This is a genomic window from Stenotrophomonas sp. SBJS02, from assembly GCF_020428325.2.
Classification (GTDB): domain Bacteria; phylum Pseudomonadota; class Gammaproteobacteria; order Xanthomonadales; family Xanthomonadaceae; genus Stenotrophomonas; species Stenotrophomonas africana.
The window spans coordinates 3,634,705-3,647,848 of sequence record NZ_CP109812.1 but is presented as its reverse complement, the minus strand read 5'-3'; the positions used below and the strand labels follow the sequence as shown (position 1 = coordinate 3,647,848).

General features: G+C 67.6%; 11 protein-coding genes and 1 riboswitch. Of the genes, 5 read left to right on the top strand and 6 right to left on the bottom strand.

The window, feature by feature from the left end; translation table 11 throughout:
- Window positions 1–42: 42 nt before the first annotated feature.
- Window positions 43–927: a M23 family metallopeptidase gene (locus FQS62_RS16900; RefSeq protein ID WP_164158488.1), complete on the bottom strand. Its 885-nt coding sequence runs from the start codon at window positions 925–927 to the stop codon at window positions 43–45.
- A gap of 149 nt (window positions 928–1,076) precedes the next feature.
- A riboswitch (SAM riboswitch) is annotated at window positions 1,077–1,195 on the top strand.
- Between the two features lie 76 nt (window positions 1,196–1,271).
- On the opposite strand from FQS62_RS16900, the gene FQS62_RS16895 reads away from it, so the two are divergent.
- Genes FQS62_RS16895 through FQS62_RS16885 form a run of 3 tightly spaced genes read left to right on the top strand, consistent with a single transcriptional unit; the run spans window position 1,272 to window position 4,599 of the window.
- Window positions 1,272–2,303 (top strand): homoserine O-succinyltransferase MetX, encoded by a 1,032-nt coding sequence (locus FQS62_RS16895; protein ID WP_088479638.1) that lies wholly within the window; start codon window positions 1,272–1,274, stop codon window positions 2,301–2,303.
- A complete protein-coding gene (locus tag FQS62_RS16890) occupies window positions 2,300–3,535 on the top strand; it encodes an O-succinylhomoserine (thiol)-lyase (protein ID WP_208043055.1) in 1,236 nt (411 codons plus the stop codon). The genes FQS62_RS16895 and FQS62_RS16890 overlap by 4 nt, the downstream gene beginning before the upstream one ends.
- Window positions 3,532–4,599 carry a homoserine dehydrogenase family protein gene (locus FQS62_RS16885; RefSeq protein WP_208043054.1) on the top strand — a complete coding sequence of 356 codons (1,068 nt, stop codon included), beginning with the start codon at window positions 3,532–3,534 and terminating at the stop codon, window positions 4,597–4,599. Before FQS62_RS16890 ends, FQS62_RS16885 begins: the two co-directional genes overlap by 4 nt.
- A gap of 104 nt (window positions 4,600–4,703) precedes the next feature.
- On the opposite strand, the gene FQS62_RS16880 is transcribed toward FQS62_RS16885, so the two are convergent.
- Both FQS62_RS16880 and FQS62_RS16875 read right to left on the bottom strand, forming a co-directional pair.
- Window positions 4,704–5,699, bottom strand: coding sequence for an alpha/beta fold hydrolase (locus tag FQS62_RS16880; RefSeq protein WP_049447591.1), 996 nt, complete (start codon window positions 5,697–5,699; stop codon window positions 4,704–4,706).
- Window positions 5,700–5,813: 114 nt separating this feature from the next.
- Window positions 5,814–7,196, bottom strand: a complete 1,383-nt coding sequence (locus FQS62_RS16875; RefSeq protein WP_049415888.1) for an L-serine ammonia-lyase — start codon at window positions 7,194–7,196, stop codon at window positions 5,814–5,816.
- A gap of 100 nt (window positions 7,197–7,296) precedes the next feature.
- Between FQS62_RS16875 and FQS62_RS16870 the strand changes: the two genes are divergently transcribed.
- Window positions 7,297–7,527: a glutaredoxin family protein gene (locus tag FQS62_RS16870; RefSeq protein WP_049447590.1), complete on the top strand. Its 231-nt coding sequence runs from the start codon at window positions 7,297–7,299 to the stop codon at window positions 7,525–7,527.
- A 70-nt stretch (window positions 7,528–7,597) separates the two neighbouring features.
- Here FQS62_RS16870 and FQS62_RS16865 read toward each other — a convergent pair whose 3' ends face one another.
- Genes FQS62_RS16865 through FQS62_RS16855 form a run of 3 tightly spaced genes read right to left on the bottom strand, consistent with a single transcriptional unit; the run spans window position 7,598 to window position 9,389 of the window.
- Complete coding sequence (locus FQS62_RS16865; RefSeq protein WP_049448732.1) at window positions 7,598–8,170, bottom strand: YceI family protein; 573 nt, start codon at window positions 8,168–8,170, stop codon at window positions 7,598–7,600.
- 3 nt (window positions 8,171–8,173) lie between these two features.
- Window positions 8,174–8,746 carry a cytochrome b gene (locus FQS62_RS16860; RefSeq protein WP_049448736.1) on the bottom strand — a complete coding sequence of 191 codons (573 nt, stop codon included), beginning with the start codon at window positions 8,744–8,746 and terminating at the stop codon, window positions 8,174–8,176.
- A gap of 10 nt (window positions 8,747–8,756) precedes the next feature.
- Window positions 8,757–9,389 (bottom strand): YceI family protein, encoded by a 633-nt coding sequence (locus FQS62_RS16855; RefSeq protein WP_057502023.1) that lies wholly within the window; start codon window positions 9,387–9,389, stop codon window positions 8,757–8,759.
- Window positions 9,390–9,554: 165 nt separating this feature from the next.
- On the opposite strand from FQS62_RS16855, the gene FQS62_RS16850 reads away from it, so the two are divergent.
- On the top strand, window positions 9,555–13,100 hold the full coding sequence (locus FQS62_RS16850; RefSeq protein WP_208043601.1) for a hybrid sensor histidine kinase/response regulator: 3,546 nt from the start codon (window positions 9,555–9,557) through the stop codon (window positions 13,098–13,100).
- Window positions 13,101–13,144 lie beyond the last annotated feature (44 nt).

The following is a 13,144-nucleotide window of genomic DNA, read 5'->3' as shown; positions in this document are numbered from 1 at the left end:
TTTTCAAAGAGATAAGCGCCCGATTATACCGGCCGGGGCCGTTCAGCGCCCAATGCCGCCCTCGGCCTCGCCCTGGCGGGCGAACTGCAGCTGGCCCTGCTCGGTGAAGATGCGTGCCGGCACCGAGCGCAGGCCCATGCCGCGGTTGACCTGCACCACGAAGTGCAGGTGCGGCGCGCTGCTGTAGCCACTGTTGCCGGACAGGCCGATCGGCTGCCCGGCGCCCACCGCCTGGCCGCGACGCACGCGCATGCCGCCGGCCTGCAGGTGGCCGTACAGCGCCATGCTGCCGTCGCTGTGCAGCACGCGGATGAAGTTGGCGCGACCAGCATCGCGTTCGCGGTCCTGGCCGTTGCCACGGAAGCCATCCTGGATCTGCATCACCGTGCCCTCGCGCGCGGCCAGTACCAGCGTGCCCTCCGGCAGCGCGAAGTCGACCGCGTCGCGGTTCTCCTCGTCATCGTGGCTGAACCGCCCCTGCGGCGCCTGGTCCACGCGCGGACGGGCCGCATCGAACGGCAGGCGGTAGGCGACATCCTCGGCCTGTGCGGCTGGATTGCCCGGCACCGAATGCAGGCGCAGGTCCAGCGCGCGGCCATTGAGCGGGGCGGGCAGGTGACCGACCACCAGGCTGCTGTCGCCCTGGATCAGCGACTCGACCGGGAGGCCTTCGACCGGGTGTCCGGGTGCAGCGCGCAGCTGGATCTGCAGCGGTCCTGCCAGCCCATTGTCGATCCGGGCCTGCCATTGCGTGCCGACCGGCTGCAGGCGCAGCTGGGCCATGGGGGGGGCGCCCTCGACACTGCCTGCGCGGGTGGCTGGGCCGGAGGGGGGAATCAGTCCCCAGCCCTGGCGCCAGTCGCCAGCGTGTGCAGTCGCGCTCGTCAGCAGAGCCAACAGCAGGCAGGACAGGGGCAGGCGCGGCATCGGCGGTTCCAGTGAAAAGGACCGCCGGGACTGTACTTGATCCTGAACGGAACGGGCGCGACGGCGCTCGCAGAGTGGAGTCGGAAAATATTCATCGCTTTATCCGCATGAAGGGATTGACAGTGCGCGAAAGGGCTGGCATCGTGGCCCCACCATCGAGACCGGCAGAGGGACAGGCCCTTTGAAGCCGGGGCAGCCCGCAGATGCGAAAGCGTCTGCGTAGGTGCCAAATCCTGCGGGGACCGTGGCGTCCACCGAAAGATGGTTCGAACCATGCACCGCACGTGCATCTCGAACGCGGGCCCGCGAAGGCTCGATGGCCGATTCCCCAACCGGATCCCGCCATGAGCTTCGCCGCCAGTACCGCCATTCGCCCCGAACCCTTTGTCCCCGTCAGCGTGCCGGTCGAAGACCGTATGCATGCCGAGCGCGGTGAGTTCGCCGCGGTGCTGTCGATGCGTCACGCCGGCCCCAGCCCGGTGCGCCTGCGCTATGAGTGGGTCGGTCCGGCCACTGCGCCGGTGGTGGTGCTGGCCGGTGGCATTTCTGCCCATCGCCATGTGGCGTCCAACGCACAGTTCAGCGAGAAGGGTTGGGCCGAGGACCTGGTGGGCAGCGGCCGCGCGCTGGATCCGCAGCAGCTGCGCGTGCTGGCCTTCGATTTCATCGGTGCCGACGGTGCTCTGGATGTGCCGATCGATACCGCCGACCAGGCTGATGCGTTGGCACTGCTGCTGGATCATCTGGGTATCCGCACGCTGAAGGCCTTCGTCGGCTACTCGTATGGCGCGCTGGTCGGCCAGCAGTTCGCGATCCGGCATCGTGCCCGCGTGCGCCAGCTGGTGCTGGCCAGTGGTGCGCACCGCCCACACCCGTATGCCGCCGCCTGGCGCGCATTGCAGCGCCGCGCGGTCGCGCTGGGCCAGCTGCAGTGCGGTGAAGACCACGGGCTGGCGCTGGCACGGCAGTTCGCCATGCTCAGCTACCGCACGCCGGAAGAATTCGGCGAGCGCTTCGACGCCGCACCGGAAGTGATCAATGGCCGCGTGCGCGTCGCCGCCGAAGACTATCTTGACGCTGCCGGCGCGCAGTATGTCGCGCGCACGCCGGTGACCGCCTACCTGCGCCTGTCCGAATCGATCGACCTGCATCGCGTCGACCCTGCTGCGATCCTGCCGCCCACCGTGGTGGTAGCCGTGGAGGGCGATCGCCTGGTGCCGCTGGCCGACCTGGTCGGCCTGGTCGAAGGGCTGGGCCCGCGCGGCAGCCTGCGCGTACTGCGCTCGCCCTACGGCCACGACGCCTTCCTCAAAGAAACCGATCGCATCGACGCGATCCTCGCCACCGCCTTCCGCACTTCTGGAGAGTCCGCATGAGCCTGCACGCCAACGAGCCGTCCTGTAGTCGCACCACCGCCGCCGTCCGCGCCGGCATCGATCGTGACACCGCGCATGGGGCGGTCACGCCGCCGATCGTGCTGTCGTCGAATTTCAGCTTCGAAGGCTTCGGCAACAAGCGGCAGTATGACTACACGCGCAGCGGCAACCCCACGCGTGACCTGCTGGGTGAAGCGCTGGCGGAACTGGAGGGCGGCGCCGGTGGCGTCATCACTGCGACCGGCATGGGCGCGATCAACCTGGTGCTGAACGCGCTGCTGCAGCCGGGCGATACTCTGGTCGTGCCGCACGATGCGTACGGCGGCAGCTGGCGCCTGTTCAATGCGCTGGCGAAGAAGGGCCACTTCGAGCTGGTCACCGCCGACCTGACCGATCCGCGCGCGCTGGCGCAGGCGCTGGCCACCCAGCCGAAGCTGGTGCTGGTGGAAACGCCGTCCAACCCGCTGCTGCGCATCACCGACCTGCGCTTTGTCATCGATGCCGCGCACAAGGCCGGTGCGCTCGTGGTGGTCGACAACACGTTCCTGTCGCCGGCCCTGCAGCAGCCGCTGTCGTTCGGTGCGGACCTTGTGCTGCATTCCACCACCAAGTACATCAATGGCCACAGCGATGTGGTGGGCGGTGCGGTGGTCGCGCGCGATCCGGCATTGCACGAGCAGCTGGTGTGGTGGGGCAACGCGCTGGGCCTGACCGGTTCCCCGTTCGACGCCTTCCTGACCCTGCGCGGCCTGCGCACGCTGGATGCGCGCCTGCGCGTGCACCAGGAGAACACCACGTCGATCGTTGCCCTGCTGGACCAGCATCCGGCCGTCGGCGCGGTGTACTACCCGGGCCTGGCCGATCACCCCGGCCACGCCATCGCCGCCCGCCAGCAGAATGGTTTCGGCGCGATGCTGTCGTTCGAACTGGCCGCGTGCGAAGGTGATGATCCGCATGCCGCAGTGCGTGCCTTCGTCGATGGCCTGCGCTGTTTCACCCTGGCCGAATCGCTGGGCGGCGTCGAAAGCCTGATCGCGCATCCGGCCACCATGACCCATGCGGCGATGACCGCCGAAGCGCGTTCCGCCGCCGGCATCAGCGAAGGGCTGCTGCGCCTGTCGGTCGGCATCGAGGCCGAGCGTGACCTGCTGGCCGATCTCGGTGCCGCATTGCAGCGCGCCGAAGCCGTGATCGATGCAGCCGCGCGCCGCAAACAGGTGGTGGACGCATGAGCGCGCTCGCCGCTGAAGTTCCTGCACTTGGCGTGGGGCGGCTGGCGCTGCTCGGCACGGGCACGGTGGGCTCGGCCTTCGTGCAGCGCTACCAGGCGTTGCAGGCACGTGGGCTGGAACTGCCCAGCGTGCAGTGGCTGGCCAATTCGCGCACCGCGCTGGCGATCGACCGCGATCTGGCGTTGCCGCTGGAGCTGGCACGGCGCGCACCGCGTGACGGCCTCAGCTCGCCGCCGTGGGCCAGCGCCGAAGGACTGGAGCGTGGTGATGTGGTGGTCGACGCAACTGCCAGCGAAGACGTCGCCGCGCGCCATGTGCAGTGGCTGGCGCGCGGCGTGCACGTGGTGACCGCCAACAAGCTGGGCCGTGGTGCGCAGCTGGCTCGTGCGCAGGCCATTGCGGAAAGCTGTGCCGACAGTGGCGCGCGTTATGGCGACAGCGCTACCGTCGGTGCCGGCCTGCCATTGTTGAGCAGCCTGCGCGCGCTGGTCGCCGGTGGCGACCATATCCATGCCATCGAGGGCGTGCTGTCCGGTTCGTTGGCGTGGCTGTTCCATCGCTATGACGGCCAGTCGCCGTTCTCGGCGGCGGTGCGCGAGGCGCTGGCGGCCGGTTATACCGAACCGGACCCGCGACTGGACCTGTCCGGCGAGGACGTGCGCCGCAAGCTGCTGATCCTGGCGCGCAGCAGCGGGCTGGCGCTGGATGCCTCGCAGGTGCAGGTGGATTCACTGGTGCCTGAAGCGCTGGCAGCGTTGCCACTGGAGGACGCAGTGGCTGCACTGGAGCAGTTGGATGCGCCACTGCAGGCGCGTTGGCAGCAGGCACGCGACAACGGCCGTGTGTTGCGTTTCGTTGGCCGTGTTGACGGCGAGGGTGCGCAGGTGGGCCTGCGCGAGTTGCCGGCCGATCATCCGCTGGCGCAGGGGGCAGGCACCGACAACCGCGTGGCCATCCACAGCGATCGCTACCACCGCCAACCCTTGTTGATCCAGGGGCCAGGTGCGGGCGCGGAAGTCACCGCCGCTGCGCTGCTGGATGACGTGCTGCGCATCGTAAGTTGATCGCATCGCTTGTGTAGAGCCGAGCCCATGCTCGGCTCGTACTGGCGTCGTTCCATCCTGCCCGAGGAGCCGAGCATGGGCTCGGCTCTACAGGGGCCCGTCGGTCAGCGCGACTTCAGCGCCTTCAACAATGCGCTGTTGAACTGCTTGGGGTCCTGTACCTGTGGCGAATGTCCCAGTTCGGCGAACTCGATCAGCGTCGCGCCGGGAATCGCCGCGGCTGCCGCCTTGCCGAGCACCGGATAGTTGCCCAACGTCGCCTTGACCGCAGGCGGCGCCAGGTCACGGCCGATCGCGGTGCGGTCCTTCTGGCCGATGAACAGCGTGGTCGGCACCTGCAGGTTCTTCAGTTCGTAGACCACCGGCTGGTTGAACACCATGTCCGAGGCCAAGGCCTGGCTCCATGCAACGGCCTGCTTGCCCGGGCCTTCGTACATGCCCGACTGCATCCGCGCCCACGGTTCATACGCCGGCTTCCATTTGCCGTCGTAGTACACGTCCAGCTGGTAGCGGCGGATGCTGTCATAGCTGATGTTCATTTCGCCGGCGTACCACGCGTCCACGCTGCGCCAGGGAACACCCAGCGCCTTCCAGTCCTCCAGCCCGATCGGATTGACCAGCGACAGGCTGCGCAGGTCCTGCGGGAACATCAGCGCGTAGCGCACCGCCAGCATGCCGCCCATCGAATGACCGACCAGGTGCACCGGTACATCACCCAGTTGCAGCTGTTGCAGCAGGGCATGGGTGTTGGCCGCCAGCTGCGCGAAGCTGTACTGGTAGCGCTCGGGCTTGCTGGATTTGCAGAAACCCACCTGGTCCGGGGCAATTACCCGGTAACCGGCGGCAACCAGCGGCTTGATCGATTCCTTCCAGGTGGCCGCACAGAAGTTCTTGCCGTGCAGCAGCACCACCACGCCGATGGGTGCCTTCTTCGGCGCGATGTCCAGGTAGGCCATCTCCAGCGGCTGCCGCTGTGATTCCAGCGCGAAGGTCTTTACCGGATAGCCGTAGTCGAAACCCTCCAGCCGCGGCCCGTAAGTGGGCGCGGCCAGGGCAGGCAGCGGCAGGCAGGCAAGCAGGGCGGCAGCGATTACGCGCATGGGGCAATCCGGGACAGGGGAAGCCCCGAGCCTAACCGGAACGCGGTGACGGTGTCGTCCGACCGGGCAGATTCGACCTGCGGCCCGACGCCATCGCGCCGGGCCCGGTCGACCTCAACACTCGATGACGTTCACCGCCAGCCCACCGCGGCTGGTTTCCTTGTACTTGTCCTGCATGTCGCGGCCGGTATCGCGCATGGTCTTGATCACCTTGTCCAGCGACACCTTGTGCTTGCCGTCGCCACGCATCGCCATGCGCGAGGCGTTGATCGCCTTCACTGCGCCCATCGCATTGCGTTCGATGCAGGGGATCTGGACCAGGCCACCGATCGGGTCGCAGGTCAGGCCGAGGTTGTGTTCCATGCCGATTTCCGCGGCATTCTCGATCTGGCTGGGATTGCCACCCAGCGCCGCGACCAGGCCACCCGCCGCCATCGAGCAGGCCACGCCCACTTCGCCCTGGCAGCCGACTTCGGCGCCGGAGATCGAGGCGTTTTCCTTGTACAGGATGCCGATCGCTGCCGAGGTCAGCAGGAAATCGAATACGCGCTGCTCGTTGGCGCCGGGGCAGAAGCGGTCGAAGTAATGCAGCACCGCCGGCAGCACGCCGGCCGCACCGTTGGTCGGCGCGGTCACCACGCGGCCACCGGCGGCGTTCTCTTCGTTCACCGCCAGCGCGTACAGGTTGACCCAGTCCAGCGTGGTCAGCGGGTCGCGCATTGCCGCTTCCGGCTTCGACGACAGCTCGCGGTAGAGCGCCGGTGCACGACGGCCAACCTTCAGGCCACCCGGCAGCACGCCTTCCTCGCGGATGCCGCGCGCCACGCACGACTGCATCGCACTCCAGATCTCGCGCAGCTGCGCGCGGATCTCGTCCTCGCTGCGCCAGCACTTTTCGTTCTCGAACATCAGCTGGGCAATGCTCAGGCCGCTGCGCGCGGTCTGCGCCAGCAGCTCGTCGCCGCTCTTGAACGGGTAGGGCAGCGGGGTTTCGTCGGGCACGATGCGGTCATCGGCCGCGTCGTCCTGGTTGACCACGAAGCCGCCGCCGACGGAGTAGTAATCGCGGGTGGCGATCACTTCGTCGTCGGCGTTGTACGCGGTGAAGCGCATGCCGTTGGTGTGGTACGGCAGCTTCTGGCGCTTGTTCATGCCGAGGTCGCGTTTCTCGTCGAAGGCGATCTCGTGCTGGCCCATCAGCTGGATGCGCTTGCTGCTGCGGATGCGCTCCAGCGTGGCCGGAATGATGTCCGGGTCGATCAGGTTCGGCCGCTGGCCTTCCAGACCCAGCAGGATCGCCTTGTCGGTGCCGTGGCCGCGGCCGGTCAGCGCCAGCGAGCCGTAGACATCGGCACGGATGCGTGCGACCTCGTGCAGACGGCCCGGATCGAGCAGCCAGCGGTGGATGAATCGCTCGGCAGCCTTCATCGGCCCGACGGTGTGTGAGGAGCTCGGGCCAATGCCGATCTTGAAAACGTCGAACGTGCTGACAGCCATGGTTGCCGTACTGCGGGTACCGGAAGAGACGGCTATTCTAGCGGTTCACGCCGCACTTCCATGGCTGCGGCGCAGCATTTCCGCCAGGGGGATCCATCCGGTGTTGACTCTGTTCCAGCGTGACGACTGCCACCTGTGCGACATGGCCCTTGCCGAGCTGGCCAAGGCCAGGGCGCCGGAGTTCGAATCGGTGTTCCTGGATGACCAGCCGGCGCTGGAATCGCGCTACGGCGCGCGGGTGCCGGTGCTGCGAGACGAGCGCGGCGACCGCGAGCTGGATTGGCCGTTCGACGCCGCCACGGTTCAGGCCTGGCTGGCCGTCGATCGGTAGTGCCGGCCGCTGGCCGCAACCCCGCCGTGCCCGGTGATGCCGGCCAGCGGCCGGCACTACCAGACGCGGTTTATTTCGCGTCGAACTTCACGATCGTGCTGATCGCGGTCTCATCCGGGATGGTCTTGGTGTCGGCCCAGTCACCGCTGCCGACGCCGAAGTCCAGGCGCTTGACCGTGGCCTTGCCGGTCAACACCGGCTGGGTGCCCGGCTTCCAGGTGAAGGTGAGGGTGACCGGCTTGCTGACGCCGCGCAGTTCCAGCGTGCCGTCGGCAGCGAACTGGTCATTGCCCACCGCGCGGAAGCCCTTGGCGGTGTAGCGCGCGGTGGCGAACTTGCCGACGTTGAAGAAGTCGGCGGTCTGCAGGGTCGAATCGCGGTCGCTGTTGCCACTCTTGGCACTGGCCAGCGGGATCACCACGTCCAGCGAGCCCGCGGCCGGGTTGGCCGGGTCGAAGCTGAGCTTGGTGGCAAAGCCCGGGAAGCTGCCGGTGAACACTTCACCGTCGTACTTGGTGGCGAACACCAGGATCGAGCCGGCGCCGGGCGCCTGCGCATAGTCGGCGGCGAACGCCGGAGCGGTGGCCAGCATGCCGGCCAGGGCGGCGGCCACGGCGGCCGGGGTGGTCAGTTTCAGGTTCATCGGTCAGTCCTTGTGGGGAGAGGCGAGCCAGCCACGCGGCAACATGCGGGACAAGGTCGCATCGCGCTGGAACAGGTGGTGGTAGAAGGCGGCACCGGCATGGGCCAGCACCACCGCGATCAACAGCCAGAAGCCGTATTCGTGGATGGCGTGGGAGACGGCAACGACCTGCGGGTCCGGGCCGCTCAGCTTGGGAACATCAACCAGGCCGAACCAGCGGAACGGGCGCAGGCCGCTGGCCGAGTCGTACAGCCAGCCCGACAGCGGGATGGCGAACATCAGCACATACAACAGCACGTGGGTGGCACTGGCGATGCGTTCCTGCCAGCTGGGCACGCCCGGTACCGGCTTCGGTGCACCGGCATACAGGCGCCAACCCAGGCGGAACAGCACCAGCGCCAGCACGGTGATGCCAATCGACTTGTGTGCGGTGTAGACCCAGAAGTACTTGGGGGTCTTGGGCAGTTCGCCCATGGTCAGGCCGACCACGCCCAGGGCGAGGATCAGCAATGCGATCAACCAATGCAGGATCTGGCTGACACTCCCCCAGGCGGCGGGGGTGTTCTTGGCGGTCATGAAGGGTCCTCTAGGGGGCCGTCTTGGGGTGGGAGTGTGGAACGGGAGCGGGAGTTCCCGGGGCGTCGCTGCGGTCGAGGGTGGCTTCAGCCTCGATCCTCAGCTGTACTGCATCACCGATGACGCCCGGCCAGGCGGTGATGCCGAACGCGCGCCGGCTCAGCGTGGTGCTGGCGGAAAAACCGGCGGTGCGTCGGAACGGGGGGAGGGGGTAGCGCTTGATGGCGTTGAGGGTCACGTCCAGCGTGATCTCCTGGCTGACCCCGCGCAGGGTCAGGGTGCCGATCACGTGGGCGCGTCTGGCATCGATCGGTTCGACCCGGCTGGAGACGAAGTGTGCCTTCGGGAAACGCTCACCATCCAGCAGGCTGCGCGCCAGCGTGGCCTGGTTCCATTTGGCATCACCAAGGTCCAATCGCGACACGGGAACCTCGACGTCCAGTGTGGCTTCGCGCCAGTTGTCGGGATCGAACTGCAGGCGTCCTTCACTGCCGGAGACCGTGCCCATCGCCTGCGAGTAACCCGCGTGGTCGATGGTGAACAGCACACGGGTATGCACCGGATCGAGGCGATAGGTATCTGCATCCGCCCAGGCGGGCGCGGTGGCAAGCAGCATCGGCAGCAGGGCCAGGCTGGGACGCATCGATGGCGGGCTCCGGAAGGGGGACGCTGTGATCATACGCACAGGCCCCTGCCAACGATGCGTGCATGGCTGCAACAGTTCGTGGTGGGTCTATCGGTGGAAACAGGCTGTTGCAGTCATGAACCCAGCCCTGTGTGACAATCGGACCAGGACAGGGGGTTCAGGATGACGAGCAGCTGGCGCCTGTGGTGTCGAGGCATCGTGGGCATGGGGCTGTTGCTGATGGCGTTGGCCACTGCAGCTGCGGCCCCGGACATGGCAGAAACACCGCGCCTGCGCCGTTTCGGTGCCGCCGAAGGCATGCCCTCGCGCATGGTGCTGGCGTTGGCCGAGGATCGCCAGGGGCATATCTGGGCGGCCACCGACGGCGGCCTGGTGCGCTATGACGGGGGCGCCCTGCGGGTCTGGGAACACGACCCCGAGCAGCCGGGCTCGCTGCCCGGCAATGAGATCGAGACCCTGCTGGTCGATCCCCTGGATCGCGTCTGGGTCGGCATCAATGGCAAGGGCGTGGCCCGGTTGGATGCCGACCGCGAACGCTTCAAGACCTTCGATGCGGTCAACGGCCCCTGCATGAGCCAGTTCTGGACGCTGGCCTACGCCGAGGATGCGCTTTGGATCGGCACCAGCAGCCAGGGCGTCTGCCGGTTCGGAGAGGACGGTAGCCTGCGCTTCTTCAAGCACGACCCGACCCGCCTGGACGGCCTGCCCAGCAACACCATCTACAGCAGCCTGGTTGACGCGCAGGGGCGGCTGTGGATCGGCACCGAGAGCGGGGTGGCGCGCTGGAACGGCCGCGGGTTCGAGTCCGTGGCAGCGCGTGAGCTGGGCGCGTTGAGCGTGCTGCGGATGAGCCGTGATCCGGATGGCTCGATATGGATCGGCAGCCAGAACGACGGGCTGTACCGCATCGATGCACAGGACCGGGTCAGCCGTCCGCGCTGGAGCGACAGCGCCCGCCTGCGTTCGGCGCTGGTGCTGGCCGATCGCCAGGGAGGCTACTGGGCGGGCACGTCCGACGGCCTGCTGCGCGGCGGCGCCAGCGCACTGCGGCGGCTCGAGGGCGACCGCGGCAGCGGCTTCCTCACTGCCCAGAGCGGCGTGCTTGATCTGCTGCAGGACCACGAGGGCGGATTGTGGGTGGCGCTGCTGACCCAGGGCCTGGCCTACCTGCCGCCGGACTGGCGCCGGTTTTCGATCTGGAACCAGCTTGACGGCAAGCCGCTGGACAGCCAGTACCTGCTGAGTGCAGCCAGCGATGACCAGAATTACTACGTCGGCTCGGCACATGGCGTGTACCAGCTGGACGCGCAGGGAGCACTGAAGTTGTTGGCCAGCGATCGCGAGATCGGCAGCGGGGCAGTGTGGTCGGTACTGCCGCGGCCGGGTGGGCGCCTGTGGCTGGGGCGTGCCGGCCGTATCAGCGTGTATGACCCAGCGACACGCGCGCTGCATGACTGGCACATCGAGGGGGGAGCCGACCTGCGCCAGCGCATCGACCTGATGCGCCAGGCACCCGACGGAACGATCTGGCTTTCGGTGATGAACCTGGGCCTGCAGCAGCGCAGTGCCGACGGCCGTGTGCTGCGCAGCTATCCGCTGGACGATTTCCGCAAGTCGGCCGATTCGCCTATCGAGCAGATCCGTTTCGACGCCCAGGGCAAGGTCTGGGTGATGGGCGACATGGGGCTCTGGCGCGAACAGGCCGGACGCTTCGAGCCGGTGCCGGGGGTCTCCCGTGGTCTGATCTACGATCTGGTGTGGATTGATCCGCAACAACTGTGGCTGGCCCGCCAGGGCGCGCTCGAGCGCTACCAGTGGGATGGCATGAGCCTGCGCCTGATCCAGCGCGTCGATGGAAGCGCCGGCGTGCCGCCAGTCAGCATGGGGGGCCTGGCGCTGGCCGACAACGGCCGCCTGTGGGCGACCACGCCGCGCGGTCTGCTGCGCTGGGATCCCAAGGCACGACGCCTGCAGTTGTTCAATGAACGCGATGGCCTTTCCGATGCCGAATTCACCAGCCGACCACCGGCGGTGAATGCCGATGGACGTGTGCTTGCGGTTGCCCAGACCGGCCTGGTGGCCTTCGACGTGAATGCCTCCGACGTTGTGTTGCCGGAATCATCGCTGGTGATCGCCGAGGTCCGCGTGCGCCGCGACGATGCGCGTGGCTGGCAGCCGCTGCCAAACACCGGCACGTTGCTGCTGGGACCGGGTGATCGTGATCTGCAGATCGACGCCCGACTCCTGTCGTACGCCAACCCGCAGGGCAACCGCTACCGCTTCCAGGTACGCGGTTACGACCAGAACTGGGTGGAGCAGGGCGGTGACGGCCAGCGCACGCTTTCCCGGTTGCCCACCGGCAGCTATGTCATCGAAGTGCAGGCAGCCACCTCCAGTGGCGCATGGACGCCATCGCAGCAACTTCAGGTGAAGGTGCTTCCGCCCTGGTGGCGCAGCGGCATGGCGATCTTCGGCTACATTTTGATCGGCTCGCTGCTGCTGCTTATCCTGGTGTGGTCGATCCGGGCGCGCCTGCGTCGCCGCCAGCAATGGCAGTTGACCGTGCACAAGCAGGAATTGGCCGAACAGGCCTCGCAGGCCAAGAGCCGGTTCCTTGCCACGCTGGGCCATGAGGTGCGCACGCCGATGACCGGCGTACTTGGCATGAGCGAGCTGCTGCTGGCCACGCCGCTGGACCCGGTGCAGCGCAGCTACGCCGGTTCGATCCAGCAGGCCGGCAGCCATCTGCTGCGCCTGGTGAACTATGCGCTGGACCTCGCGCGCATCGAGGCCGGTCGATTGGAGCTGGACCTGCACCCGTTCGACCTGGTGGGCCTGCTCGACCAGGTACAGGCACTGATGCAGCCGATGGCGACGCAGCGCAAGCTGGAGTTCCAGCGTGGCGAAGATCCGTCGGGACCGATCAGTGTCAGCGGTGACGAGATGCGCGTGCGGCAGATCCTGCTCAATCTGCTGGGCAACGCGATCAAGTTCACCGAGCGCGGCCATGTCGGTCTGGCAGTGCGCCTGGAGGAGAACGGCGGTGGCCTTTGCTTCGAGGTGCATGACAGTGGCCCCGGCATCAATGCCGAGCAGCAGGATCGCCTGTTCCACCGCTTCGAACAGGCCGATGGCCCTCGTACGGCATCGCGCTACGGCGGCAGCGGGCTGGGCCTGGCGATCTGCCAGGAGCTGGCCGTGGCAATGGGCGGGCGCATCGAAGTGGACAGCCAACCGGGCAAGGGCGCGCGCTTCCGGGTACGGTTGCCGCTGCCCTGGACACGGCAGCCCGCCGTCGCAGCGGGCGATGTTCCGGCGCAGCCGAACCTGCCGCCGCTGCGCATCCTGCTGGTCGAGGACGATGTCACCGTGGCCGAGGTCATCGCGGGCCTGTTGCGCGGCCGCGGTCATGACGTGGTACACGTTCTGCATGGCCTGGGCGCGCTGTCGGAGATCGCCACCGATGGCTTCGACGTGGGCCTGCTCGATCTCGATCTGCCGGCGCTGGACGGCACCGCCATTGCCCGCCAACTGCGTGCCCTGGGGTACGAGCTGCCGTTGGTCGCGGTGACTGCCCGTTCCGATGCCTATGCCGAATCGCAGGTTCTGGCTGCCGGCTTCGATGGCTTCCTGCGCAAACCGGTTACCGGCGACATGCTGGTAGCGGCAATCGCCCAGGCCCGTGCAAAGCGACAGACGGCATCGTGAAAGCGTCGGCGCCTGGCGTGAACGGCGCTACTTTCGGTTTACCA

Excerpts from the sequence above, each read along its gene's own strand:
- FQS62_RS16885 (WP_208043054.1), top strand. The coding sequence starts at position 3,532 with ATGAGCGCGCTCGCCGCTGAAGTTCCTGCACTTGGCGTGGGGCGGCTG.
- FQS62_RS16855 (WP_057502023.1), bottom strand. The coding sequence starts at position 9,389 with ATGCGTCCCAGCCTGGCCCTGCTGCCGATGCTGCTTGCCACCGCGCCC.
- FQS62_RS16880 (WP_049447591.1), bottom strand. The coding sequence starts at position 5,699 with ATGCGCGTAATCGCTGCCGCCCTGCTTGCCTGCCTGCCGCTGCCTGCC.
- FQS62_RS16860 (WP_049448736.1), bottom strand. The coding sequence starts at position 8,746 with ATGACCGCCAAGAACACCCCCGCCGCCTGGGGGAGTGTCAGCCAGATC.
- FQS62_RS16875 (WP_049415888.1), bottom strand. The coding sequence starts at position 7,196 with ATGGCTGTCAGCACGTTCGACGTTTTCAAGATCGGCATTGGCCCGAGC.
- FQS62_RS16890 (WP_208043055.1), top strand. The coding sequence starts at position 2,300 with ATGAGCCTGCACGCCAACGAGCCGTCCTGTAGTCGCACCACCGCCGCC.
- FQS62_RS16900 (WP_164158488.1), bottom strand. The coding sequence starts at position 927 with ATGCCGCGCCTGCCCCTGTCCTGCCTGCTGTTGGCTCTGCTGACGAGC.
- FQS62_RS16850 (WP_208043601.1), top strand. The coding sequence starts at position 9,555 with ATGACGAGCAGCTGGCGCCTGTGGTGTCGAGGCATCGTGGGCATGGGG.
- FQS62_RS16865 (WP_049448732.1), bottom strand. The coding sequence starts at position 8,170 with ATGAACCTGAAACTGACCACCCCGGCCGCCGTGGCCGCCGCCCTGGCC.
- FQS62_RS16895 (WP_088479638.1), top strand. The coding sequence starts at position 1,272 with ATGAGCTTCGCCGCCAGTACCGCCATTCGCCCCGAACCCTTTGTCCCC.